Here is a 22,766-nt window from a genome sequence, read left to right on the forward strand (position 1 = left end):
TAGTTCAGCTGGAACGGGTTATCCCCTAGATGGCCGTCTGCTCGCCTTCGTTGAGAAGGCGCATCAGCGCGATAACCTTTTCCCTCATCCAACGGTGCAGCGGGTTTGAAGCCGAACGTCGATGCCAGACGGCGATGATCAAGGGCGGATCGATCGGCATGGGGGGGCGGTAGATCTCCAGGCCCATCTGTGGAGCGACCCGTTCGGCGAGCTGTCGCGGGACCAGCGCGATCAGGTCGCTCTCGGCGACGGCGCGGCAAACGCCGGAAAACACCGGCAGGGTCATCACCACTTTCCGCCGCCGGCCCACTTTGGCGAGGGCGGCATCGCCCATCGCCGAGAAGTTTCCCTGGGGTGAGAAAAGCGCCTGGCCAATCTCGCAGAAGAGGTCGATCGGCACCGTGTTACCGGGCGCCACGCCCGCGCTCGTCAAATGGAGATGGTTTCGCCGGGCGATCACGACGAAGCTCGAATAGAAGAGCGGTTGGCTGCTGGTCCAGTCCGGGATCGACTGGTCCGGAATGAGGGCGAGGTCGGCGTGATAGGTCTCGAGGCTATCGATGTAGCTGTTCGGAACGAGGTCGACGAGTTGCGCCCGGATGCCGGGCGCCAGTTTGCGCAGCAAATCCGCAAGCGGCGGCATCAGCATTTCGGCGAAGAAATCGCTTGCGGTAATTCGGAACGTCCCCTCGGCGGTCGCCGGATCGAAGGTGCTAGGCGGCGCCAGAATGGCTGCGATCCGGTCGAGCTCCTCCCGAAGCGGCAGTTCGATCGACCTGGCGTAGTCGGTCGGAACCAAGCGGTTGCCATGCCGGACGAGGAGTTCGTCCCCGAGCGAGTGCCGCAATCTACCCAAGGCGCCCGATACCGCGGACTGGGACATGTTCAACCGCTTGCCCGCCTGCACCGTGGACCCCTCGCGCAGAATGGCATCGAGCACGCGCATCAGATTCAGGTCGAACGTGGCGAAATTCATAATCGCGATAGCCCCTATCATAACAATCGGTTGGACCGATATTGCCGGGGCGGGTATTCACGAGTCAACGAGAGCGCTCTCGGTTTCGAGCTTCAAGGAGAAAAACGATGAATAATGAGCATTACCCCGGCGATGCCATCGATTGGAACGGCGTCAAGTACAGCACAATCCTGTCTACCGAGGCTACCGGTGGCAAGATGTCGATCGTCGACAGCCTCTCGCCCGTCGGCAGCGGCCCTCCTCGGCACGTACACGAGAGGGAAGACGAGATATTTGTGATCGTCACAGGCCGGTGCAAATTCTGGCTGGAGGGCGAAGAGTTGAGCCGCGGTCCGGGCGAGACGGTGTTCATCCCGCGTGGATCAGAACATACGTTCCAAATCGTCGGGGACGTCCCCTGCCGCCATCTCGTGATCCTGACGCCGGGGGGCTTCGAAGGCTTCTTTACGGAAATGGCGGCTGGCCAGTACTCCGTCGCAACCGATATGCCGGCGATCATGGAGGCCGCGGGCCGCCATCATCTCCGCTTTACCGGACCGCCGCTGGCGATCGACTGAAGACCGGGCAGGGGCGGAAAGCCCGCCCCCGCGTTCTCATCTCGCATCAGACCTGAGCGCCGTGGTCATGCGCCACATCCTTGTCTCCCGGGTGGGTGAAGAGCTTGCCTCTCTCCGCCCAGAGCGTCGCTACGATGGTCAGCAGGCCGAAGATCGCGAAGCCGCCGAACAGCGGCTTCAGCGTGCCATCGAAGAGCTGGCCGACTGTGCCGCCGATCAGCGCCCCGCCGGTCGTAGAGACGAAGCCGGTGATCGCGGTCGCGGTTCCGGCGAGATGTCCCATCGGTTCCAGGCTGATGGCGGTGAAGTTGGTGGCGATGACGGCGAAAAACATCAGCAGAACGGAGAACATGACATAGCTGACGACGAAGGCCGGCGTGCCCGCGAGCGACATGAGAAAGCCGGCGGCCGCCAGAATTGTGAACAGGATCATCGCCGTATGCGAGATGCGCCGCATGCCGAAGCTGCGGACGAAGAAGCCATTGGCGAAATTGGCAGCAGCAATGCCGCTCGCCGTTGCGGCAAACGCGATCGGCAGCCATTCGCCGAGACCATAGATTTCGCCGAAGACTTGCTGGACGGTCACGATATAGGCGCAGATGACCGCGGTGAAGAGCGTCATTCCGATCATGTAGCCGCAGGTGATGCGGTTCGTCAGCACCGTCCTGAAGCCGGAGAGCACGGCGCTCACCGACAGCGGCAGGCGCTCTTCCCGCGGAAGCGACTCCTTCATCCGCGTCAGCGCCCAGAAGAAGAGAACGGAGCCGATGCAGCCGATCAGCGTGAAGATCCAATGCCAGCTGGCATAGGAGATCACGAGCTGGCCGAATGATGGTGCGACGATCGGGACGATCATGAAGACGATCATCACATAGGACATGACGCGGGCCATCTCGCGGCCGCCGAAGCAGTCGCGAACGATCGCGAGCGTCGTGATGCGGATGGCGGCGGCTCCGATCCCCTGGATGAAGCGCAAGGCGAGCAGCAGCTCGAAGCTCGTCGCTTGCGAGGCGGCGAACATCGAGAGGGTGAAGACGCAAAGGCCGCCCATGAGGACGACGCGCCGTCCGAAGGCATCGGAAAGGCTGCCGAAGAAGATCTGCGAAAAGCCGAAGCCGAAGAAGAACACGCCGATGACGAGCTGCGCATCATTCGCATCGGCGATATCGAACGAATGTCCGATGCTCGGCAGGGCCGGCAGCATACTGTCGATCGCTATCGCGACACTTGCCGTCATGAGGGCGATGGTGATGACGAACTCGGTGAGCCCCATGTGAAGGCGAGCCGCGCCCGAAACCGCGCCAAGAGTATCCGATTGTCTGGTGATGGAAGACATTTCGAGTATCCGTATTGTAACCGGGGACTTGCGGTGCGTTCGAAGACCGTTAGCCCGCAGGGTTGTGCGGCCGGAAAAGCTTTCCGCCTTCGGCAATCAGCACGAAGGCGAGGGCGAAAACGGAGAGAGTGAAGAACCCGACGGCAAGCGGAGTCACTGTTCCGTCGAAGGCCTGACCGATCATCGCACCAATGAACGCGCCTCCGATTGTCTGTGTGAACCCGAGCACGGAAGAGGCGGTGCCCGCAACATGCCCGAGCGGCTCCATCGCCATTGCATTGAAATTGGCCGCCATCAGACCGAACTGAAACATCGCGGCCGATTGCAGGACAACGAAGAGCGCAAGCGGCAGCGGCCCTGCAAGGGACAGCGACATCCAGGCGAGGCTTGCCAGCCCGTAGCCCAGAAGAGCGGCATGCGAAAGCGCTCGCATGCCGAACCGCTGTACGAGGCGCGAATTGGTGAACGAGGCGAGCGCCATCATGCCGGCGAAAGCCGCGAAGACCGCCGGAAACCAGATTCCGAGACCGTAAATGCCGACGAGGATCTGTTGCGCCGAGTTGACGAAGCCAAACAGCCCGCCGAGGAGTACGGAGGTCGCCAGCGTATAGAACAGGGCAAGCCGGTTCGTCAGCACGATCCGGAAACCCTCCAGTATCACCGAGGCGGTGAACGCTCGCCGATAGGCCGGATCAAGCGTTTCGCGGAGGCTAAGGGCGACCGGAATCGAGATGGCGAGCGCGAAAAGCGCAATGACCACGAATATCATGTGCCACTCGGCAAAGATCATGATTACCTGACCGATGCTGGGTGCGACGACCGGAACGATCATGAACACCATCATCACCAGCGACATGATCTCCGCCATCTGACGGCCGCCGTAGACATCACGGACGATGGAGACGGTGACGACACGGGTCGCCGCTGCGCCGACGCCCTGGACGAAGCGGAAGATGAGAAGCGTGGTGAAGGTCGGGACGAAGACGATCGCAAGCGCGCACACGCCATAGAGCGCCAGGCCGCCCAGGAGCGGCGCCTTCCGCCCGAAACGGTCCGAAAGCGGGCCAAATCCCAATTGGGCAAAACCGAGGCCGAACAGGTAGGCCGAGATGATGTATTGGCGATCGTTTTCGTCGGCGACGCCGAGACTGGCGCCGATTTCCTGCAGCCCCGGCAACATGATGTCGATCGAGATCGCGTTGATCGACATGAGCATGGCCATGAGCGCGATGAACTGGGTTTTCGACAGCCCCGACAGGGCAGCAGTGTGGTCTATCGGCTTCGTCATTTCATGAAACCTGTAGTGGTTCTTGAGCCCATCCTTCGGCGAGAAGGCGAGAGGCTAGGCACAATGCCTTGATCATCCAAAGTAACTTCAGTACTGAACCGAACTGTTTGCAGCCGCCGGTAACGGCCGAATTGGCGAGAGGGGCCGGTCTGTTACCGAACGCGGCATGCGTCCGCAGACGCGCTCGGCTCGTATCGCAATGCGAGCATCGCGATTTACTCATGCAGCGCGCCGAAATTTAGCCGGGCGACATATAGGCCCGGAATCAAAAAAGGCGGTCGCCCCGCCTTTTCCGATCTGGCGAAAATGCCGCTGGTCGGGGTCAGGCGGCTCCCTTGACGGAGATCCCATTCTCCTCAAGCATCGACTGGAGTTCACCGGCCTGGAACATCTCCCTGACGATGTCGCAGCCGCCGACGAATTCGCCTTTCACGTAAAGCTGCGGAATGGTCGGCCAGTTGGAATAGTCCTTGATGCCCTGGCGCAGGTCCGCGTCGGCGAGCACATTGATGCCCTTGTAGTCGACGCCGACATAATCGAGGATCTGCACGACCTGGCCGGAGAAGCCGCACTGCGGAAACTGCGGCGTGCCCTTCATGAAGAGAACGACGTCGTTCGTCTTGACCTCGTTGTCGATGAAATCGTGAATTCCGCTCATGATGTATTCCTTCCTGCGCCGGCTTCAAGGACCGGATCTCGATTGCCGCTTAGATAGCATGCATGGGCGGAGTTTTCACCCCATCCAGGCGCAATAATTATTGATGGTCCTCAAAATGTGGCTCTAGGCCGAGCGGCGACGGGATTTGCTTCGGGCCGCTGCCGTGCGGCGACGGCTCGTCTGTTTTTTTGCCGGTTTTCGGATCGCCGCCTCGATGACGTCGGCGAGAATGCTACCGGTCTTCCGCGATCGGCGCTTCGTACGTTTCGTTGTGGTTCTCGTCGCGCCGGTCTTCTTGAGGATCTCCTTCAACGCGCCGTCGATCACGACGCCGACGAGCTCCTTGATCAGGTCTGCCATGCGCTTCAGTCCGGAGCGCTGGTCTGAAGCGCGAGAGCGTGCAGCATGCCGCCCATATTGCCCTTGAGGGCGTTGTAGACCATCTGGTGCTGCTGGACGCGCGTCTTGCCACGAAACGCTTCGGCCACGACTTCGGCGGCATAGTGGTCGCCGTCACCGGCCAAATCGCGGATCGTGACCTTGGCGCCGGGAATCCCAGCCTTGATCATGTCTTCGATATCGCCTGGTGTCATGGGCATGATACGCCAACTCCCTTGTTATTCTGCGAGGCGGCAACGTCTCTTGCCGCCCATCCATGACAGCAAGGGAACCACGATTCAGTGAAGGAAAGCAAATGCTGATTTGAAGCTTTCTGCGGGTGCGGTCGGATCAATTATCCGGCGCCAGATCGCCGCTCATGTAGTCGGGGAACCAGGCTTCATGTGCCGAGCGCAACGCATCGACCGCAACCGCCTTGGCGTCGCCGAGCTTGACTGCCTCCCCACCCGTCCTGCCGATGACGGGCAAGGCGACGCCTGCGGTCTTCGCCCGCTCCGCGACCGCTTCCACATTGCTTGAGGCGACGGTGACGACATAGCGGCCCTGGTCCTCGCCGTAGAAGACCGGAATCGGGTCGCGCCCCGCCGGTGCCTCGATCGTCGCACCGATGCCGGAGGCGATGGCCATCTCCGCCACGGCCATGGCGAGGCCGCCGGAGGAGCAGTCGTGGACCGCCGTCACCAGACCGCTTTCGATCAGGCTTCGGACGAAGTCGCCGACCTTGCGCTCGTGCGCGAGATCCACGTGCGGCGCCGGGCCGTCGGTGCGGCCATGGATATCGCGCATATAGACCGACTGGGCGATATGGCTGCCCAAGCCTTCCGGCGCGCCTGCGAGCAGGACCGTTTCGTCCGGCGCGGCGAAGCGGATGCGCGCCATCTTCGACCAGTCCCGTACCAGACCGACGCCGCCGATGGTCGGCGTCGGCAGGATCGCCTGGCCGTTGGTCTCGTTGTAAAGCGAGACGTTGCCGGAAACGATCGGGAAATCGAGCGTGCGGCAGGCGTCGCCGATACCTTTGATCGCATGCACGAACTGGCTCATGATCTCCGGCCGTTCCGGATTGCCGAAGTTGAGGTTGTCGGTCGCGGCGAGAGGCAGGGCGCCGGTCGCCGTCAGGTTGCGCCAGCACTCGGCAACTGCCTGCTTGCCGCCTTCGTAGGGGTCGGCCTCGACATAACGCGGCGTCACGTCGGAGGAGAAGGCGAGCGCCTTGCTCTGATGCTCATCAACGCGCACCACGCCGGCGTCACCGCCCGGCAATTGCAGCGAATTGCCCTGGATCAGCGTATCGTATTGCTCGTAGACCCAGCGGCGCGAGGAATTGTTCGGAGAACCGACAAGCTTCAGGAGCGCATCGGCGATATCGGCCTGCGGTATATCGTTCGTCTCGAGCGGCGAGGGGCTCTTGGCCGGCGTCCAGGGCCGGTCATATTCCGGTGCCTCGTCGCCGAGTTCCTTGATCGGCAGGTTCGCGACCTCTTCGCCCTGGTGCAGGATGCGGAAGCGCAGGTCGTCGGTCGTCTTGCCGACGATTGCGAAATCGAGGCCCCACTTGACGAAGATCGCCTTGGCCTCTTCCTCCTTCTCCGGGCGCAGCACCATCAGCATGCGCTCCTGGCTTTCCGAGAGCATCATCTCGTAGGCCGTCATCTGTTCTTCGCGCACCGGTACCTTGTCGAGGTCGAGCTCGATGCCGAGGTCGCCCTTGGCCCCCATCTCGACCGCGGAACAGGTGAGGCCGGCCGCGCCCATGTCCTGGATGGCGATCACGGCGCCGGTCTGCATCAGTTCGAGGCAGGCCTCGAGCAGGCATTTTTCGGTGAAGGGGTCGCCGACCTGCACCGTCGGGCGTTTCTCCTCGATCGACTCGTCGAATTCGGCCGATGCCATGGTGGCGCCGCCGACGCCGTCGCGGCCGGTCTTGGCGCCGAGATAGACGACGGGAAGCCCGACGCCCTCCGCCTTGGAATAGAAGATCGCGTCGCTCTTGGCGAGGCCCGCGGCAAAAGCGTTGACGAGGATGTTGCCGTTATAGCGTGCATCGAATTCGACCTCGCCGCCGACCGTCGGGACGCCGAAGGAATTGCCGTAGCCGCCGACGCCGGCGACGACGCCGGAGACGAGGTGCCGCGTCTTCGGATGGTCGGGAGAGCCGAAACGCAGCGCGTTCATGGCGGCGATGGGGCGCGCGCCCATCGTGAAGACGTCGCGAAGAATGCCGCCGACCCCGGTCGCCGCACCCTGATAGGGCTCGATATAGGAGGGGTGATTGTGGCTCTCCATCTTGAAGACAACGCAGTCGCCGTCATCGATGTCGACGACACCGGCATTTTCGCCGGGACCCTGGATGACGCGTGGTCCCTTGGTCGGCAACGTGCGCAGCCACTTCTTCGAGGACTTGTACGAGCAATGTTCGTTCCACATCGCCGAGAAAATCCCGAGCTCGGTGAAGGTCGGCTCGCGCCCGATGAGGCTCAGGATGCGCTCGTATTCATCGGGTTTGAGCCCGTGCGAGGCGATGAGGTCCGGGGAAATGGGGCGGGTGTTGGAAATCGTCATCGTCGACCGTCAATCCTTCGGGCGGCGCGCAAACCCTTCCGGGAGAATACGGCGCGTGCGAACCGCAATAGACACTGATATAAAGTGCTGCAGCGACCAAGGCGCGCCTGATCAAGGCGCACGGCGCTGCAGGGGAGCGTTTCGCGGCTTCTTTAGCCTAAGCGGCGCCGCGGCGCGACAGAAAAATACCGTCGATCAACAGGTCCCCGGCTCGGCGCCCTCGCCAAAGAAGAGGTCAGATCCGAGCCGCGTCTTGCAGGCAGCCTAGAACTGGTAGCCAAGCATCAGCCCGGCCCGGGTGAGGCCGCCATTGGGACCGTCGCAAAGATTGGCGTGCGAATTGTGCTCGATTGTCGCCGACAGGTTCCAGTTGGCGTCGAAACGATAGCCGGCGGCGGCATATTCGCGAAACAAAACACGGCATCCAAGCCGCGGCCCGTCGGAGCCGTCGCCGTCGAGCTCGCCATCGTGGAGCGTCGCGCCGACACCCAGCTCGACGAAGAACCTTTCGGTGAGGTCGGCGTCCCAGCTGAAGCCGCCATAGATCTGGTTGACACCATTCGACGAGGTTGCGACCGAAGTCCCGGCATGGATGCGTGGACGGAGTATCTTGTCCGTCAGGGTGCTCGCACTATTCGCCCCCAGAGGGTCGAAGAAGACCGTCAAAGACGGGAAGGCACCACTCTCCTGGTGCATTCCCTCCGCGACGGGCAGCGTGGCGCCGAAGCGCACTTCGTCGAACACCGGATCTTGCGCATGGGTCGTCGTGGTCGCGATGCCGGCTGCAAGCGCGACAACGGCCGCGACCGATTGGAAACCCGCGACCATAAACCTCCTCGAAAGGGCCATGCCGAAATCCTTCGAAACGAATCAACCTAATGCAACTAGCGCGACTATAGACCGCGCTTGCGTGCAGGAAAGTCGCCTTCGCAAGAAGATTTCAATCGAAGCTGTCGTAGCCGGCGCGGCCGCTATCGAGCAGGCGGCGCAGTATCTGGAAGCCCGTTTCAACCTCGGCGCGCTCGGCCGGCGAAGAGAAGCCGACGCGGATGCGGTGGAACACGCGATCGGACCGACCAGCCTTGAATTCGTCCTCGTCGTCGAGGAGCACGCCTTCCTGCAGCGCTGCCTGCTTGAAGGTTCCGGAAAGCCATGGATCCGGTAGCTTCAGCCAGAAGAACGGCACCTTCGGGTGGGAATTGAACTCAAAGCCGGCGAAGATATCGCGCGCCATCGCGTGACGCACGCCTATTTCCTCGACGCTGCGGCTGCGTAGCGTCGAAGCGGAGCCGGAAAGGACCAGTCGGGCGCACAATTCCGCAAGAAGGAAGGGGAGCCCGCCGCTGACCATCTTGTGGGCTATGCGAATGCGCTGGCTGAAATGCGGAGGGCAGGCGACCCAGCCGCCGCGGACGCCGGCAGCAACCGACTTCGAAAGGCCGCCGACGAGGAAGGTACGCTCGGGTGCGAGCTCCGCCAGCGGCGGAGCGGGATCGCCGGTCATCGCTCCATAAAGATCGTCTTCGATCAGCCAAACGCCATACTTGCGGGCGATACCGGCAATGGCCTGGCGCCGGTCCAACGGCATGACGGCAACCGTCGGGTTCTGCGCGCTCGGCATCAGGAAGGCAAGCTTCGGGTGCTGCTGCGCGCAGACCCGTTCAAATTCCTCCGGTATCAGCCCGAACCCGTCGCTTTCCAACAATACGACGCGCCGACCGATCAAGCCGGCGCTGCGGCTCACCTGCGAGTAGGTCAATGTCTCGAAGGCAATGCGGTCGCCGGGCGAGGTCACGGCGGAGATGACAGCGACCACCGCGGCGTGCGCGCCGAGCGTCGGCACGACATTCTCAGGCGCCGGACGAAAGCTGCCGCGCGCCAGCCATTGCGCGCCTGCCTCGAACCAATGATCCGGAAAATTGCGCGCATAGCTTGCAATGTCCGCGTGGTGCTGACGGCTGATGTCGCTCAGCAATCGCGCAAGGATATCACCCTGGCCGATGTCCGGTGCCGCGGTGCTGTCGAAGCGGAGCTTTCCGACCGGCGCGACGATCGGCCGGGTGCCTGCGAGCGACGTCGTCAGCGGGTCGGCTTGCTCTGGCGGGCGGCTCTCGGGACGATCGAGCACATAGGTGCCGCGGCCGACCTCGCCGCTGACGAGCCCGCGCTCGCGCACGATGTTGTAGGCACGACCGATCGTGCCGATGGTCACGCCGACGTCAAAGGCGAGATTGCGCTGCGGCGGCAGCTTCGCGCCAACGGGCAGCGTACCGTTGCCGATTGCCTGCTCGATCTGGTCCGCAATCCGCGCGTAAAGCGGGCCGCTGCCCTGCTGAATGTCCGGAAGCCAATTTGTCATGGAGACAATTATCTAGATTGCCTCGTCAAATATGTCAATTATCACTGTAACAATGGAGTCGTTAACCGGATGGTGCGAGCTATGGATACAATTGATACAATCCGACCTTTGTGCTCCTATAAGTCCCAGGGCCCGGAAGGAAATGTCTTCGCGCGCCTCTGGCGCTTCTATTGCGCGCGGGCGGCAAAGAGGCGCAGCCGCCTGGCGCTTGGGGAACTGAGTGCCGACCTGCTCAAGGACATCGGCTTGACCGAGGCGGAGGCGAGGCGCGAGTCGGCCGTCCCGTTCTGGCGATAGCGGGCGATATTGCTGCCCGTCAGTGGCTCGATCGCGAATTCGCTTTGGGCGACCAATGCTAAGCGCATTCTTGAGCTCATGATGGGCCTCGCCCCTGTTGCGCACGAGCGGTGGATGACCTGATTGGGTAGATTCCGCCTCCCCGAATGCCAAGGGCTGTAGCGGGTGGTAAGCGGTCGCAGTCAGTGAACTAAATAGAGAACAATGCTACCGATCACCTGGGCGAGTCCGAGCATGATGCAGACAGCAAGCAGGATCGGCTTCCACAGGGATTTTCTCCAGTTGGCCTTTGGTCCCTGCATTTGACGGATCGCCTGGGGCAGGTGCTGCCCGCCTGGGGCAGAAGTGTGTTCAAATCGACTTGAGCTTGACCCGCTGTTCCAGCTTCTCCGCGCTTTCCTTGCGCTCGCTATATCGATCGACGAGATAGGCCGACGCGTCACGCGTGAGCAGCGTGAACTTGACGAGTTCCTCGCAGACGTCAACGACGCGGTCGTAATAGGACGACGGCTTCATGCGACCGTTTGCATCGAACTCCTGGTACGCCTTGGCGACCGACGACTGGTTCGGGATCGTGATCATGCGCATCCAGCGGCCGAGCAGCCGGAGCGTGTTGACGGCGTTGAAGGACTGCGAGCCGCCCGACACCTGCATGACGGCAAGAGTCTTGCCTTGGGTCGGCCGGATCGATCCGATCGACAGCGGTATCCAGTCGATCTGTGCCTTCATGACCCCGGTGATCGCCCCGTGCCGTTCCGGGCTCACCCAGACCTGGCCTTCCGACCATTCCGAGAGTTCGCGAAGTTCCTGCACCTTCGGGTGACTGACGGGAGCGTCATCCGGCAACGGCAGGCCGGATGGATCGAAGAAGCGCACCTCGGCTCCGAGGTGTTCCAGCAACCGACCGGCCTCCTGAGCCAGGAGCCGGGAATAGGAAACCTGGCGCAGCGATCCGTAGAGGATCAGGATGCGCGGCGGCTGGGTCGAGAGCGGCGGCCGCAGCGCGTCGATGTCGGGCCTGCGGAGATGACGCGGATCGGCGGCGGGAAGATCAGACAATGCGGCGACCCGCTTCATCAAGGACCTTCTCGCCATCTTCCTTGACGAACGGTCCCTTGAACGCGTCGGCGGGCAGGATGTCGAGAATCGCCTCGGATGGCCGCGCCAACCGGGTGCCGATCGGTGTGACGACGAACGGTCGGTTGATGAGGATCGGGTGCTCTAGCATCGCTGCCAGGAGCTGGTCGTCGGAGAGTGCCGGATCGGCGAGACCGAGTTCGGCAAAGGGCGTTCCCTTCTCCCGGATTGCCTCGCGAACGGAGAGGCCGGCGTCGCCGATCATCTTCGCGAGTTCCTCGCGGCTCGGCGGCGTCTTCAGGTACTCGACGACCTTCGGCTCGATGCCGGCGTGGCGGATCAGGGCCAAGGTGTTGCGCGAAGTTCCGCATGCGGGATTGTGGTAGATGGTGACGTCCATGGTCATTCGGTTCCCTTGACGATTATGGGGGACACTACGGTGTTCCGGTCGGCAAGCATCCATCCCACCACGGCCGCGGCGACGAGCGCGCCGAGGACCTCGGCGACGATGAAGCCCGGTACGTCCGTCGGGCGGATGCCCGAAAATGTGTTCGAGAAGGCGCGGGCGACGGCGACGGCAGGATTCGCGAACGAGGTGGACGCCGTGAACCAATACGCCGCCGTGATGTAGAGGCCGACCAGCCATGGAATGGCGTCGGCGCGAAACCGCAGGCCCGCGAGGATCGTGAGGACAAGCCCGAAGGTGGCGACCGCTTCGGCGGTCCACTGGCCCAGGCCCGTGCGGACGGTTTCGGACACCTGGAACAGGGGCAGCTCGAACATGGCATGAGCAATCAGCGTCCCGGCGATGCCTCCGGCAATCTGCGCGAGGAGGTAGAGCGACGCCGCGAATGGCTCGATCTCGCGCTTTGCTGCGAATACCAGGGTAACTGCCGGGTTGAAGTGCGCGCCGGAGATCGGCCCGAGAATGCTGATCAGGACGACGAGGATCGCGCCCGTCGGAATAGTGTTGCCAAGCAGCGAGACCGCCACGTCGCCGGAGAGGCGGTCGGCCATGATGCCGGAGCCAACGACGGTCGCGACCAGAGTGGCCGTACCAAGGCCTTCCGCGGCAAGGCGGCGCTTGAGATCGAACGCCATGCGTCAGCCCGCCTTCGGAATGTTGCGGCCGATCTCGTCGAGCCTTCTCTTCAGAGCGAGCTTGTCGAGGCTCGTGACCGGCAGGCTGATGAAGATCGAGATGCGGTTATTGAGCATGTTATGGGCCGCGGCGAAGGCGAAGTGCCGCTCGGCCTCGCTGCCTTCGGCGGCCGCCGGATCGGGCACGCCCCAATGTGCCGTCATCGGCTGCCCCGGCCAGACCGGGCATTCCTCGGCGGCCGCGTTATCGCAGACGGTGAAGACGAAATCCATTTGGGGTGCGCCGGGCGCAGCGAACTCGTCCCATGCCTTCGACCGGGCGAAGGCAGTGTCGTAGTTCAACCCCTCGAGGAGCTGCAAGGCAAACGGATGCACTTCTCCCTTCGGCTGCGATCCCGCGGAGAAGGCCTTGAACCGGCCCATTCCGAGCCTGTTGAGGATAGCTTCGGCAATGATCGAGCGGGCCGAGTTGCCCGTGCAGAGAAAAAGGACGTTGTAAACTTTGTCGCTCACGGGCGCTCTCCAGTTTGGCTTAACAGGCCTGCGTCTCCTGCCTGGGATCGCAACAGGGGGTCAGATCGGTGATCAACGGCGTGCAGAGACTGGCGTTGCCGCCGCAGCAGTCTTGCAGGAGGTAGACCATTACGGCTCGGAATCGATCGAGGTCGACCCGGTAGATGATCGAGCGGCTTTGCCGCTCGCCAGAAACCAATCCCGCCTGCGAGAGCGTCGCGAGATGCGCCGACATGGTGTTCTGCGGCACGTCGACCAGTCTGGCCAGTTCACCCGCCGGCACGCCTTCGGGTTCGCGTTCAACGAGCAGGCGGAATGTCCTAAGTCGCGTCGGTTGGGCAAGGGCCGCTAAGGCAGCTATCGTCTGTTGTTCATCCATATATCCAGATTAATGGATTCATTATACCAAGTCAACGACAGCATCTGTTTCGCGTTTCGTGAACCTTTAAGCAGGGATGCTTTTGGTGGCAGCACCGGGAATTCCGGAACTATCTGCGAGCGGCCGTGTCGCCGCGAGTGATTGCGATCTACCCATGAAAGTCGAGTGAGGCCGACTACTCGATCCCCGGCATGTCGGCTATTCGCTCAGCGAAGTACTGGACCAGCAACTTGACTCGGGAAATGCCCGCACGCTCTGGGACGATCAGCATGCTCAGCGGTATGGATGGCAGCGAATAGCCAGGCAGGACCGCCTCGAGACGGCCTTCGGCCAGGAGATCATCGACCAACCAGCGATGCGCGGGTGCGAAGCCGCGTCCGGCGGCAAGTGCCTCGCGTGCAGCGAGCCCATGGTCGACGCGAAAACGCCCGCCAAAGGGCACCGCATGACGTTCTCCATCCGGCCCGTTCAGGACAAGCGTGTCGCTTCCCGCCACGTTCGTCATCCGGATGCCCTCAAGGCCGGAGAGGTCCCGCGGTGCCGTCGGCCTGCCCCGTGCCGCAAGATACTCCGGCGCAGCTACCAGTAGGCGCTGCGACTGGCCGAGCGGCCTGAGCTTCATGGAACTGTCAGTGAGTGGGCCCAGGCGCAAGGCGATATCGACACCTTCCCGGACCAAGTCCACTCGCTCGTCGGTGAGGCTGAGATCGACCCCGATGTCGGGATAGCGGTCCTGAAAGGCAAAGACCAGCCGGCTGACGTGCAGGACCCCAAAAGCCGCCGTGCAGGAGACCCGGATAGAACCGGCCGGCGCGCTGCGTGTGCCACGAGCTTCATCGACAGCTTGCTCCGCCAAGCGCAGGATCTGGACGCTGTGGGCATAATAGCGGCTGCCTTCTTCGGTCAAAGTGACGCGCCGGGTGGTCCTTGAGAGTAAAGGCACCCCAACGGCGTCCTCCAGTTCCCGCAACTGTCGCGAAACTGTTGACTGTCCGACCCCAAGTTCGCGCGCCACACCGGACAGGTTGCCGCGCTCGGCGACGCGGACAAATGTGCGCATGCGCTCGAGAGTGACGTCCGATTTATCCATGTTCCGGCACAATCTTATGCATTGCCTACATCTAGTGGATCATCTTTGCCTTGGCTAGATGAATGGGTAGTTTCCAATCGAGGATCGACGCCCATGAAAATTCTGCTTGTCTATGCACATCCCGAACCGCGCTCGCTGAACGGCGCCCTCCGCGACGTCGCCGTGCAGGAACTAAAGGCCCAAGGCCATGAGGTGCAGGTGTCTGATCTCTATGCCGATGGCTGGAAGTCGCAGGTCGACCGTGCAGATTTTCCCACGCTGGGGCAGGACGAGCGCCTTGTCCCGGCAGCCGCCTCCAAGAAGGCCTTCGAGGCCGGCACTCTCACCGAGGACGTCAGGGCCGAGATCAAGAAGCTTCTGTGGGCCGATGCCCTAATCCTCCAGTTCCCCATGTGGTGGTTCACTATGCCGGCGATCCTCAAGGGCTGGGTCGACCGCGTGTTCGCCTACGGCTTCGCCTATGGCGTCGGTGAGCACAGCGACAGACGCTGGGGCGACCGCTACGGCGAAGGTAAATTGGCGGGCCGGCGCGCCATGTTGGTCGTTACAGCCGGCGGTTGGGAGGAGCACTACGCAGACCGCGGGATCAATGGCCCGATCGATGACCTCCTGTTCCCGATCAATCACGGCATCCTCTATTATCCGGGCTATGATGTCCTTCCGCCGTTCGTGGCTTATAGGGTCGATCGTTTCGACGAGAGCGGGTTTGAGCCTGTCGCCGAGCGCCTGCGCGAGAGGATGCGTACACTCTTCACTGCCCAGCCTATCCCCTACCGGCAGCAGAATGCTGGCGACTATCTAATCCCAAGCATGCATCTTCGCCCAGAACTGGGCGATCCGACCGCAACCGGCTTCGCAATTCATCTGAACGATGAGGCCAGTGCCAACGAACAGTGAGCCAGCCCCGGTTCCAACAGGAGCCGGACGCGGAGCATAGGGAACGGTTACTTTGGGAGGAGTTTGCGCCACCTACTCGATGTCGGATGTCTGCATCCAGTTGGAAGTGGAGCTCACTTTCAGTTCACGAAGCTGGCGAGCAGACAGGTCATGCGGGCGTCATTTTCTTCATGGCTGTTCGGCTGAGCGAACGCGCGGTGACCTAGGTGGCAGCGTGTAGCTCTGTCACCATACGCTTGACCGCGGCTGCCAAGAGTGTCGAGCCACGCCAGTGCTCGTTGTTCTCCTGGCGGGTGACACGACCGCTGGCAATGCCGTCATACATACCAAGCAGCGCTTTGGCGACTTCTGGCGTGACGCCCGCCTCAGTCAAAACCGTAAGGCGCTGCTCTGACGGCAGAAATACCGGCTCGACGGGGCGGCCAAGAATTTCCGCAAAGGCGCTCGCCACATCGCGAGCGCTGCAATCCTCTTGTCCACCAAGCTCCACGATTCGCGTGCCCCCCCACGTCTGGGTCAGGAGCAGAGCAGCCGCCTCTCCGACATCTGTGGTGCTAACCATGGGGATCTTCTGCTCAATGTTCAGGAACGACGGCAGAATGCCCTCCGAGATGGCGGATTGAGCAACCTCCGACCAGGTTTCGATGAAATAGCCACTGCGAAGAAAAGCTGTGGCGCGCGCCGTGCCGGCAAGCGCAGTCTCGATTTCGTGCAGCGTGGCGATGACGCCGGTGTCGGAGGCATGCTGCGCACCAATCGATGACAGGACAACCATCTTGGCAAGGTTTGCGCGCCGTACTGCTTCGGCAAGAGCTTTGCCAAGGTCCGCCGCCTGTGCGAACGGATCACCGTCCAGAGGCGGCGGGCTCAGGAGGAACGCCGCCGACGCACCCTTGAGGGCGCGAGAGACGTGGTCCGCATTGAAAAGGTTGGCGAAGGCAACCTCGGCACCCAGCGCCTTCCATGGTTCACCCTGCTCCGGGCGGCGCAATACGACACGCACCTGCTCGCCACGCTCAATAAGCGCACGTGCTGTTTCGCCGCCAGCCCTGCCGCCTGCTCCAAAGACTACATGCATCGCCCTGTCCTCCAGAAGGTTCGTGAACGTCTCGATCGAGTTTGAAATAACGCTCGGCATTTCATGCGTCCAATGCATGCGTTATATAGTCAGTATGCGCGAAGTGAATTTACGTCAGGCTGACCTGAACCTACTCGTGGTGCTGGAGGCGCTCCTTGAGGAAAGGAGCGTTACCCGCGCTGCCAGCCGCCTCGGCATGAGCCAACCAGCCGTGAGTCGGGCCCTGGCGCGCCTGCGCGAGCTGTTCGACGATGGCCTGCTTGTGGAAGGGCGGGGTGGCTACATGCCGACGACGCGGGCCGAAGACATTCGACCAAAGCTGCGCAGAACTCTCGCGCAAATCGGCGACATGCTGGAGGCGAGTCACTTCGACCCGGCAGCCGCGACCGGCAATGTGCGACTGCTGATGCTGGACCTCGAGACCGCCGCGCTGGTGCCTCACCTGCTTGCCCGCCTCGCCACCGAGGCGCCGCGGCTCGACATCGACATCGCGGCACCGGGGCCTGGGGTCATCGAAGCGCTGGAGAACGATGCCGTGGATGCGGTGATTGGCGTCATCGACTCGGCGCCGGCAGGAATCCAACGACGCGGCCTCTATGACGACACTTTCGTCACGCTGATGCGCACCGGACATCCCGCGGCAAGCAGTAAGCTCACCCTGAACCGCTATTTGGAACTGGGACATATCGTGGTGAGCGTCACCGGCGAGGGCTCGGCGCCGGTCGACATTGCGCTGGCCAAGATGCCCCGCAAGCGGCGGGTGCGCGTCCGTGTGCCAAGCTTCCTGGCCGCAGTGGAGATCGCCGCCCAATCAGATCTAATCATGACGCTGCCGTCGAGTCTGGCGCGGACGGCGGCGGGGATGGGGCGGTTCGTTGCGCTACCCCCGCCGCTCGATCTTGGCAGCTTCACGATGAGCCTGCTTTGGCACGCGCGCCATCAGGACGAGCCCCGTCACATCTGGTTGCGGCGCACCATTGTCGCTGCGGCCAAGGCCGTCCTTGTGGCCGGGACGCAGAAAGCCGACGAGTAATGCTGCGGATTTGCATTGGTCAAACCGTCACGACGATCTTTCCGAACTGTTCATTGGATTCCAGAAAGCGATGCGCCTCGACAATCTGATCGAACGAAAAGGTCCTGGCGATGACGGGGTGAAGCGAACCCGATATCAGCCCTGCGATAATGAATGCTTTGGCGGCTTCCAACCGGACCGGATCGCCGATCACCTCGTGAACGAGAAAGCCGCGCAGCGTGAGGCTTTTGCTGAGCGCGGTGAACAGCGGAAAAGGCGTCTTCTCGGCGCTCAGGCCGCCATATTCGACGAGAATGCCACCAGGCGACATGGCAGCGGTCAAAGGCTCGAAGATCGGTCCGCCAACCGGATCGAACACCACCTGAATGCCTTGCGGGCCGGAAATTTCCTTCAGGCGGGCTTCCAGGTCTTCCTCCGCCGAGGCGATCACATGCGCCGCGCCGGCCTCCAGCAGAGCCTGTCTCTTGGTCGATGTCCTGGTGACCGCGATCGGTATTGCACCAACCTCGTTGGCAATCTGGATCGCGGCCAGTCCGACACTGCTTGACGCGGCGGTTATGACGACGAAATTCTGACGACCGAGTCCACCGATATCGATCAGCCCGCCATAGGCGGTGAGGTACTGCATCCAGACGGCCGCCGCCTCTTCCCAGCTAAGCGAAGCCGGATGCTTGACGAGGAGGGCGGCGGGAACGTTGGCAAGCTCGCCATAGCATGGCCAGCGGATCATCGATCTCGGCGGCACCAAACTGACCGCATCGCCGGGCACGAAACCTTCCACGCCTTCGCCGACCTTTTCGATGACGCCTGCGGCTTCCAGGCCAAGCCCGGAAGGCAATGTCGCCGTCTCGATATAGTTGCCCGACCGCAGCAGGGCATCGGCCCGGTTAAGGCCGAGCGCTTTGACCTGGATCCTGACCTCGCCCCGGCCAGGCTCCGGAACATCCACATTCTCGATCCGCAGAACTTCCGGACCACCAAGCTCGTGAAAGCGAACAACGCGCGTCATGGCTAGACTCCAAAATGAACGAATGAAATAAGCTATGTCAGCAGCGTTTGAGCGGATAAATGGCCGATTCTGCACCACAGTAGAAACCAGAGGTTTTGAATATGGATCGCCTGACCAGCATGGCCGTGTTCGTCAAAGCCGTCGATCTCGGTTCTTTCGCGGCGGCCGCAAGCGCACTCGATCTCTCCGGGCCAATGGTCGGCAAGCATATTCGGTTTCTGGAGGAGCGGCTTGGCGTGCGCCTCATCAACCGCACCACGCGGCGTCAAAGCCTGAGCGATTTTGGTCGCGCCTATTACGAGCGCTGCCGCGTCATTCTTGCCGAGGCGGAAGCCTCGGATGCGCTTGCGGCCGACCAGCTGTCCGAACCGCGCGGAAAACTGCGCGTCACCATGCCGGTCCATTTCGGCCGGCACTGCGTCATGCCCGTATTGCTGGGACTCGCCCGCCGATATCCAGCATTAGAGCTTGACCTCTCCTTTAACGATCGCCTCATCGATCTTGCAGAAGATGGCCATGATCTCGCCATCCGCACGGGCACACTGGCGGACAGGGCCGGATTGATCGCGCGTCGTGTCGCGCGCCAGCCAATGATCGTTTGCGCCGCTCCGGCCTACCTCGAAACCCATGGCCGCCCGAAGACGGTGGAGGAATTGGCGCAACACAAAGCAGTCGTCTATCGCCGATCCGGCCCTGTTCCGCCCTGGCTGTTCCCACAGCAGGCCCAAACGCCATTCGAAGTGCTTCCGGTGAACCGATTCCGCCTCGATGATCTCGATGCCATCGCCGATGCCGCGACAAGTGGGGCGGGGCTTGCATGGCTTCCATCCTGGCTGGTGAGGGAGCGGATCGAGACAGGCGCTCTTATCCGGGTTCTCCCCGATCAGGCACCGTTCCTTTATGATTGTCATGCCGTATGGCTGCAGACGCGGCATCTGCCGCTGAAGGTCCGCGTTGCCGTCGATGCTTTAGCGACGGAATTGCCCAGGTTCATGATGTGAAATTCAGGAGGCCGCTCATGCAGCACAAAACGGTGCATCACGTTTGCTGCGCAATCTCCCGAACGACGCGTCGAAGCCATTGGTGGCCGGGATCCGCGTCATGACGCGCATGCCAGGCCTGGACAACCCGAAACGGCGGAATGTCGATCGGCGGCGGAAAGAAGCGAAGCGGCAGCGGACTGGGCAGTGACCCAAACAGGCGGCGGGGCTCGGTGGCCACGAGGTTCGAGGATTCGACCAGAAGGGGCGCCATCAAGAAATGCCCAACGGTAACAGCGACCTTCCTCTTCAATCCGCGCTCCGCCAGGACGGCGTCGACATAGCCGTGCGGATTGCCTTTCGTCGACACCTGAAGATGTCGCAGGCATAGATAGCGGTCGAGGTCGAGGGGATCCGCAAGGGCCGGGTGGTCGCCTCGGCCAGCACAGACAAAATCCTCCTCGTAGAGCAGTTCGTCACGCAGGTGAGACGGCGGCTTGGGAAAGTTGCCGGCAATGAGTTCGACAGATCCTTCCTCCAGCATCGGCAGGCCGACACTGTGGCTGGTGTTGCGGATCACGAGCGATATCTTCGGCGCTTCGCGTTCCACCCGTGCGGCCAACTGGGGCAAAAGCACGAAGGCCGCATAATCCGACAGGCCAATCACGAACTGTCGACCGCTCTCTTCCGGTTCGAAGATCCGGCCACCGCGCAGAACACTTTCGACCTGCTCGAGGATTGAGCGGATGGCCGGGGCGGCGTCCAGTGCAGCCGGCGTCGGGATCATTCCGCGTGGCGAGCGGACGAAGAGAGGATCTCCGAAAAGCGCACGCAGCCGGTTGAGCGCGTGGCTGACCGCTGGCTGAGTAAGACCTATCCGCTGTGCAGCGCGGGTGGCATGCCCTTCCGCCACCAGAGCGTCGAACACCACCAGAAGATTGAGATCGATGCTCGCGATATTTACCAGCTTCATGAGAGCGATACTAAATATGCATTGGATTTATTGCAATCGCCGGTCGATGCTTTGGCTGCATCTCAGCGATCGGGTGACGATCGCCCGTGCCGTCCCAAAAGGCACCACATATCAAAACAGACCAAAGGATGCTCAAATCGATGATCAAGACATGGAATGGTGACCGCACCACAGATCGGGGCAGACGAACGATGATCCAAACAGCCATGGGCCTGATGACAGCGGCCGCTCTGGGCAATTCTGCGGCTGCTCAATCCAGCGAGGAACCAGGCGCTGATCGCCGCGCAAGGGGCCTCGAGGCGCTCAGGGCCGTTGGAGGCGGCGACGTCAGCCGGAACCTGGATCCGCTTTCTCCGGATCTTTCCACGCTACTCATCGAACATGCCTATGGCGACGTGATGGCGCGCCCAGGCCTGCCCCTGAAAACTCGCGAACTCATCAATGTCGCCGTCATTACTGCACTCGGCACGGCCCGCCCAGCTCTGCGCTTTCATATCGCCGGGATGCTGGAAACTGGCTGGAGCCCGCGCGAGGTTGTCGAAACCATGCTCCACAGTGTCGTCTATGGCGGTTTTCCTTTCGCACTAGACGCAATGCTACTCGCCCGCGACGTGTTCGCCGAGCGTGGCGTCACCGTCGGAACGGGCACGGAGCGGCCGGACGGCGACGATTGGGTGCTCGGCGTTGAACAACTGCTCAAGACTGGCGGGGATGACGCTGGCGCCTTTGTCCGACGTGTGATTGAAGGCAGCGGCCCATCCCCGGATCTCGATCGGCTGACGGTAGAATTTGCGCATGGCGAAATCTGGAATCGGCCGGGGCTCGCGCTGAAGGATCGCGAACTGGCGACACTCGCCATGGTGATCGCCGTCGGCAACCTCGACAGCACGGTTCGCTTCCATGTCGAGGCATGTCTGCGCACGGGTTGGACACGTGCCGAAATTACCGAATTGCTGATCCAGATGCCGGTCTATATCGGTTGGCCGCAGGCACTGGCGGCAGTAGCACCTGCGTTGGATGTCTTTGCGGAAGTGGAAGCGGGTGGCCTGGCTGCGCCGTCACTCACGGGCGAGGCCATCGCCACGCAACGCTCACAGTCGGAACCGGATGACGTACGCTTCAACCGGGGTGTGTCTGCGATGGCCGCAACCAGCCAGGTATCTGGCGAGGGCGTCGTCGATGCTTTCCGCGACATCGCGCCTGATCTCGGCCGCTATATCGTTGAGTTCGCCTATGGGGAGGTGTTCTCAAGGCCCGGCCTCGATCTCAAATCGCGGGAACTGGCCACAGTCGCCGCATTGACGGCGCGTGGAACAGCAGCGGATGGAACGCCGTTGAAGGTCCACGTTGAGGCGGCCTTGAACACCGGGGCGACAAAGCAAGAGGTGACAGAGGCCATTCTCCACATGCTTCCCTATGCTGGTTTCAGTCGTGTTCAGGCGGCAATGGCGGTGGCGACGCAAGTCTTTTCCGACCAGTAAATCGAAGTCGGAGAACCGCGGAGAGCAGGGATACTCCCTGCTTTCCCCAATGATCGAGAACGCAGGCAGGCTTTTTTGGAATTCTCGATGTGGTGGCAATGGGTCGATCTTTGCCGTCTTTGAGGAGCCTGCCAACGACTGTTGTGTGGCGAAACCGGCCGAAATCCCAGTCGTGTGAAGGCTGTCTTCGTCGCTTAAGTGTCATTTCGCCTTTACCGAAACAGACCCCATTTGTGTGAGCTTCGCCGGTTGCCGCAGTATCAGTGTGGGTGCCGAGGCATGCAAAAAGGGGGCGGGCTTATGTCGCGATTTCCATCCGAATGATATTCTCCCCGACCGTACTGCCTTGCCGAATGCAACGGGAGAAGAAGCGATGGCGAAGGGATACTGGGTGGCCTCCGTCGATGTTACCGATCCGGAGGGTTACGAAGCTTACAAAACGGAGAATGCGATCGCTTTTCAAAAATACGGCGCCCGGTTTCTCACCCGTGGCGGTCAATGTGAGATCGCCGAGGGAAGGCTGCGGTCGCGCATTGTCGTGATTGAGTTCCCCAGCTACGCCGAAGCACTGGAGTGCTATCATTCGCCCGAGTATGCGAAGGCCATGGCGCTGAGGCAAGGCAAGTCGGTGATGGATCTGGCGATCGTCGAAGGTTACGACAGCCAGTAGCGAGGGACAAAGAAGATGCAACTCAAAGTGCTACAGCGACCTTGCGCGTCCGA

25 protein-coding genes are annotated in these 22,766 nt (G+C 62.0%); 7 read left to right on the forward strand and 18 right to left on the reverse strand.

Features of this window, described 5'->3' with window-relative positions; translation table 11 throughout:
• Positions 1-25: 25 nt before the first annotated feature.
• Positions 26-976 (reverse strand): LysR family transcriptional regulator, encoded by a 951-nt coding sequence (locus J2Z31_RS24560; protein WP_209605589.1) that lies wholly within the window; start codon positions 974-976, stop codon positions 26-28.
• Positions 977-1,083: 107 nt separating this feature from the next.
• Here J2Z31_RS24560 and J2Z31_RS24565 point away from each other — a divergent pair, with 107 nt between their 5' ends.
• On the forward strand, positions 1,084-1,533 hold the full coding sequence (locus J2Z31_RS24565; protein ID WP_209605591.1) for a cupin domain-containing protein: 450 nt from the start codon (positions 1,084-1,086) through the stop codon (positions 1,531-1,533).
• Positions 1,534-1,579: 46 nt separating this feature from the next.
• Here J2Z31_RS24565 and J2Z31_RS24570 read toward each other — a convergent pair whose 3' ends face one another.
• The 8 genes from J2Z31_RS24570 to J2Z31_RS24605 all read right to left on the reverse strand — a co-directional run bounded on the left by J2Z31_RS24570 (position 1,580) and on the right by J2Z31_RS24605 (position 10,135).
• On the reverse strand, positions 1,580-2,869 hold the full coding sequence (locus J2Z31_RS24570) for a multidrug effflux MFS transporter (RefSeq protein WP_209605593.1): 1,290 nt from the start codon (positions 2,867-2,869) through the stop codon (positions 1,580-1,582).
• 49 nt (positions 2,870-2,918) lie between these two features.
• Positions 2,919-4,157: a multidrug effflux MFS transporter gene (locus J2Z31_RS24575; protein ID WP_209605596.1), complete on the reverse strand. Its 1,239-nt coding sequence runs from the start codon at positions 4,155-4,157 to the stop codon at positions 2,919-2,921.
• A 322-nt stretch (positions 4,158-4,479) separates the two neighbouring features.
• Entirely contained in the window at positions 4,480-4,815 is a 336-nt protein-coding gene (grxD, locus tag J2Z31_RS24580; protein WP_209605598.1) for a Grx4 family monothiol glutaredoxin, read from the reverse strand.
• A 123-nt stretch (positions 4,816-4,938) separates the two neighbouring features.
• On the reverse strand, positions 4,939-5,175 hold the full coding sequence (locus J2Z31_RS24585; RefSeq protein WP_209605600.1) for a hypothetical protein: 237 nt from the start codon (positions 5,173-5,175) through the stop codon (positions 4,939-4,941).
• Positions 5,176-5,180: 5 nt separating this feature from the next.
• Complete coding sequence (locus tag J2Z31_RS24590; RefSeq protein ID WP_209605602.1) at positions 5,181-5,414, reverse strand: BolA family protein; 234 nt, start codon at positions 5,412-5,414, stop codon at positions 5,181-5,183.
• A 130-nt stretch (positions 5,415-5,544) separates the two neighbouring features.
• Positions 5,545-7,776 carry a phosphoribosylformylglycinamidine synthase subunit PurL gene (gene purL, locus J2Z31_RS24595; RefSeq protein ID WP_209605604.1) on the reverse strand — a complete coding sequence of 744 codons (2,232 nt, stop codon included), beginning with the start codon at positions 7,774-7,776 and terminating at the stop codon, positions 5,545-5,547.
• Positions 7,777-8,040: 264 nt separating this feature from the next.
• Positions 8,041-8,625, reverse strand: a complete 585-nt coding sequence (locus J2Z31_RS24600; RefSeq protein ID WP_209605606.1) for an acyloxyacyl hydrolase — start codon at positions 8,623-8,625, stop codon at positions 8,041-8,043.
• Positions 8,626-8,716: 91 nt separating this feature from the next.
• Entirely contained in the window at positions 8,717-10,135 is a 1,419-nt protein-coding gene (locus tag J2Z31_RS24605) for an aminotransferase-like domain-containing protein (protein ID WP_209605608.1), read from the reverse strand.
• 81 nt (positions 10,136-10,216) lie between these two features.
• Between J2Z31_RS24605 and J2Z31_RS24610 the strand changes: the two genes are divergently transcribed.
• Positions 10,217-10,432: a DUF1127 domain-containing protein gene (locus J2Z31_RS24610; protein WP_234939634.1), complete on the forward strand. Its 216-nt coding sequence runs from the start codon at positions 10,217-10,219 to the stop codon at positions 10,430-10,432.
• Positions 10,433-10,783: 351 nt separating this feature from the next.
• On the opposite strand, the gene arsH is transcribed toward J2Z31_RS24610, so the two are convergent.
• From arsH to J2Z31_RS24640, 6 genes are all read right to left on the reverse strand, one after another.
• Positions 10,784-11,509 carry an arsenical resistance protein ArsH gene (arsH, locus tag J2Z31_RS24615; protein WP_209605612.1) on the reverse strand — a complete coding sequence of 242 codons (726 nt, stop codon included), beginning with the start codon at positions 11,507-11,509 and terminating at the stop codon, positions 10,784-10,786.
• Complete coding sequence (gene arsC / locus J2Z31_RS24620) at positions 11,484-11,909, reverse strand: arsenate reductase (glutaredoxin) (protein WP_209605850.1); 426 nt, start codon at positions 11,907-11,909, stop codon at positions 11,484-11,486. Before arsC ends, arsH begins: the two co-directional genes overlap by 26 nt.
• 2 nt (positions 11,910-11,911) lie before the next feature.
• Positions 11,912-12,610: an aquaporin gene (locus tag J2Z31_RS24625; protein ID WP_209605614.1), complete on the reverse strand. Its 699-nt coding sequence runs from the start codon at positions 12,608-12,610 to the stop codon at positions 11,912-11,914.
• 3 nt (positions 12,611-12,613) lie between these two features.
• A complete protein-coding gene (locus tag J2Z31_RS24630) occupies positions 12,614-13,123 on the reverse strand; it encodes an arsenate reductase ArsC (RefSeq protein ID WP_209605616.1) in 510 nt (169 codons plus the stop codon).
• Between the two features lie 19 nt (positions 13,124-13,142).
• Positions 13,143-13,502 (reverse strand): ArsR/SmtB family transcription factor, encoded by a 360-nt coding sequence (locus J2Z31_RS24635; protein ID WP_209605618.1) that lies wholly within the window; start codon positions 13,500-13,502, stop codon positions 13,143-13,145.
• A gap of 175 nt (positions 13,503-13,677) precedes the next feature.
• On the reverse strand, positions 13,678-14,592 hold the full coding sequence (locus tag J2Z31_RS24640) for a LysR family transcriptional regulator (RefSeq protein ID WP_209605619.1): 915 nt from the start codon (positions 14,590-14,592) through the stop codon (positions 13,678-13,680).
• Between the two features lie 93 nt (positions 14,593-14,685).
• Between J2Z31_RS24640 and J2Z31_RS24645 the strand changes: the two genes are divergently transcribed.
• Positions 14,686-15,489, forward strand: a complete 804-nt coding sequence (locus J2Z31_RS24645) for an NAD(P)H-dependent oxidoreductase (protein ID WP_209605621.1) — start codon at positions 14,686-14,688, stop codon at positions 15,487-15,489.
• 202 nt (positions 15,490-15,691) lie between these two features.
• Here J2Z31_RS24645 and J2Z31_RS24650 read toward each other — a convergent pair whose 3' ends face one another.
• On the reverse strand, positions 15,692-16,567 hold the full coding sequence (locus J2Z31_RS24650) for an NmrA family NAD(P)-binding protein (RefSeq protein ID WP_209605623.1): 876 nt from the start codon (positions 16,565-16,567) through the stop codon (positions 15,692-15,694).
• Between the two features lie 94 nt (positions 16,568-16,661).
• On the opposite strand from J2Z31_RS24650, the gene J2Z31_RS24655 reads away from it, so the two are divergent.
• Complete coding sequence (locus J2Z31_RS24655) at positions 16,662-17,600, forward strand: LysR family transcriptional regulator (RefSeq protein WP_209605852.1); 939 nt, start codon at positions 16,662-16,664, stop codon at positions 17,598-17,600.
• Positions 17,601-17,619: 19 nt separating this feature from the next.
• Here J2Z31_RS24655 and J2Z31_RS24660 read toward each other — a convergent pair whose 3' ends face one another.
• Entirely contained in the window at positions 17,620-18,609 is a 990-nt protein-coding gene (locus J2Z31_RS24660; protein WP_209605625.1) for a zinc-dependent alcohol dehydrogenase family protein, read from the reverse strand.
• Between the two features lie 101 nt (positions 18,610-18,710).
• On the opposite strand from J2Z31_RS24660, the gene J2Z31_RS24665 reads away from it, so the two are divergent.
• The gene (locus J2Z31_RS24665; protein WP_209605627.1) at positions 18,711-19,610 is read left to right on the forward strand and encodes a LysR substrate-binding domain-containing protein; all 900 of its coding nucleotides are present in this window, start codon (positions 18,711-18,713) and stop codon (positions 19,608-19,610) included.
• Positions 19,611-19,647: 37 nt separating this feature from the next.
• Here J2Z31_RS24665 and J2Z31_RS24670 read toward each other — a convergent pair whose 3' ends face one another.
• Positions 19,648-20,562, reverse strand: a complete 915-nt coding sequence (locus J2Z31_RS24670) for a LysR family transcriptional regulator (RefSeq protein WP_209605629.1) — start codon at positions 20,560-20,562, stop codon at positions 19,648-19,650.
• Positions 20,563-20,702: 140 nt separating this feature from the next.
• On the opposite strand from J2Z31_RS24670, the gene J2Z31_RS24675 reads away from it, so the two are divergent.
• A complete protein-coding gene (locus tag J2Z31_RS24675) occupies positions 20,703-22,043 on the forward strand; it encodes a carboxymuconolactone decarboxylase family protein (RefSeq protein WP_234939635.1) in 1,341 nt (446 codons plus the stop codon).
• A 373-nt stretch (positions 22,044-22,416) separates the two neighbouring features.
• A complete protein-coding gene (locus tag J2Z31_RS24680) occupies positions 22,417-22,713 on the forward strand; it encodes a DUF1330 domain-containing protein (RefSeq protein ID WP_209605631.1) in 297 nt (98 codons plus the stop codon).
• The last annotated feature ends 53 nt before the right edge of the window (positions 22,714-22,766 follow it).

This window comes from Sinorhizobium kostiense, from assembly GCF_017874595.1.
Classification (GTDB): domain Bacteria; phylum Pseudomonadota; class Alphaproteobacteria; order Rhizobiales; family Rhizobiaceae; genus Sinorhizobium; species Sinorhizobium kostiense.

Coding starts and splice junctions, on each gene's coding strand:
- J2Z31_RS24625 (WP_209605614.1), bottom strand. CDS start 12,610: ATGGCGTTCGATCTCAAGCGCCGCCTTGCCGCGGAAGGCCTTGGTACG.
- J2Z31_RS24660 (WP_209605625.1), bottom strand. CDS start 18,609: ATGACGCGCGTTGTTCGCTTTCACGAGCTTGGTGGTCCGGAAGTTCTG.
- J2Z31_RS24655 (WP_209605852.1), top strand. CDS start 16,662: ATGCGCGAAGTGAATTTACGTCAGGCTGACCTGAACCTACTCGTGGTG.
- J2Z31_RS24585 (WP_209605600.1), bottom strand. CDS start 5,175: ATGGCAGACCTGATCAAGGAGCTCGTCGGCGTCGTGATCGACGGCGCG.
- J2Z31_RS24640 (WP_209605619.1), bottom strand. CDS start 14,592: ATGGATAAATCGGACGTCACTCTCGAGCGCATGCGCACATTTGTCCGC.
- J2Z31_RS24560 (WP_209605589.1), bottom strand. CDS start 976: ATGAATTTCGCCACGTTCGACCTGAATCTGATGCGCGTGCTCGATGCC.
- J2Z31_RS24590 (WP_209605602.1), bottom strand. CDS start 5,414: ATGCCCATGACACCAGGCGATATCGAAGACATGATCAAGGCTGGGATT.
- arsC (WP_209605850.1), bottom strand. CDS start 11,909: ATGGACGTCACCATCTACCACAATCCCGCATGCGGAACTTCGCGCAAC.
- grxD (WP_209605598.1), bottom strand. CDS start 4,815: ATGAGCGGAATTCACGATTTCATCGACAACGAGGTCAAGACGAACGAC.
- J2Z31_RS24665 (WP_209605627.1), top strand. CDS start 18,711: ATGGATCGCCTGACCAGCATGGCCGTGTTCGTCAAAGCCGTCGATCTC.
- arsH (WP_209605612.1), bottom strand. CDS start 11,509: ATGAAGCGGGTCGCCGCATTGTCTGATCTTCCCGCCGCCGATCCGCGT.
- J2Z31_RS24570 (WP_209605593.1), bottom strand. CDS start 2,869: ATGTCTTCCATCACCAGACAATCGGATACTCTTGGCGCGGTTTCGGGC.
- purL (WP_209605604.1), bottom strand. CDS start 7,776: ATGACGATTTCCAACACCCGCCCCATTTCCCCGGACCTCATCGCCTCG.
- J2Z31_RS24675 (WP_234939635.1), top strand. CDS start 20,703: ATGATCAAGACATGGAATGGTGACCGCACCACAGATCGGGGCAGACGA.
- J2Z31_RS24645 (WP_209605621.1), top strand. CDS start 14,686: ATGAAAATTCTGCTTGTCTATGCACATCCCGAACCGCGCTCGCTGAAC.
- J2Z31_RS24575 (WP_209605596.1), bottom strand. CDS start 4,157: ATGACGAAGCCGATAGACCACACTGCTGCCCTGTCGGGGCTGTCGAAA.
- J2Z31_RS24635 (WP_209605618.1), bottom strand. CDS start 13,502: ATGGATGAACAACAGACGATAGCTGCCTTAGCGGCCCTTGCCCAACCG.
- J2Z31_RS24650 (WP_209605623.1), bottom strand. CDS start 16,567: ATGCATGTAGTCTTTGGAGCAGGCGGCAGGGCTGGCGGCGAAACAGCA.
- J2Z31_RS24680 (WP_209605631.1), top strand. CDS start 22,417: ATGGCGAAGGGATACTGGGTGGCCTCCGTCGATGTTACCGATCCGGAG.
- J2Z31_RS24610 (WP_234939634.1), top strand. CDS start 10,217: ATGGATACAATTGATACAATCCGACCTTTGTGCTCCTATAAGTCCCAG.
- J2Z31_RS24670 (WP_209605629.1), bottom strand. CDS start 20,562: ATGAAGCTGGTAAATATCGCGAGCATCGATCTCAATCTTCTGGTGGTG.
- J2Z31_RS24605 (WP_209605608.1), bottom strand. CDS start 10,135: ATGACAAATTGGCTTCCGGACATTCAGCAGGGCAGCGGCCCGCTTTAC.
- J2Z31_RS24565 (WP_209605591.1), top strand. CDS start 1,084: ATGAATAATGAGCATTACCCCGGCGATGCCATCGATTGGAACGGCGTC.
- J2Z31_RS24600 (WP_209605606.1), bottom strand. CDS start 8,625: ATGGCCCTTTCGAGGAGGTTTATGGTCGCGGGTTTCCAATCGGTCGCG.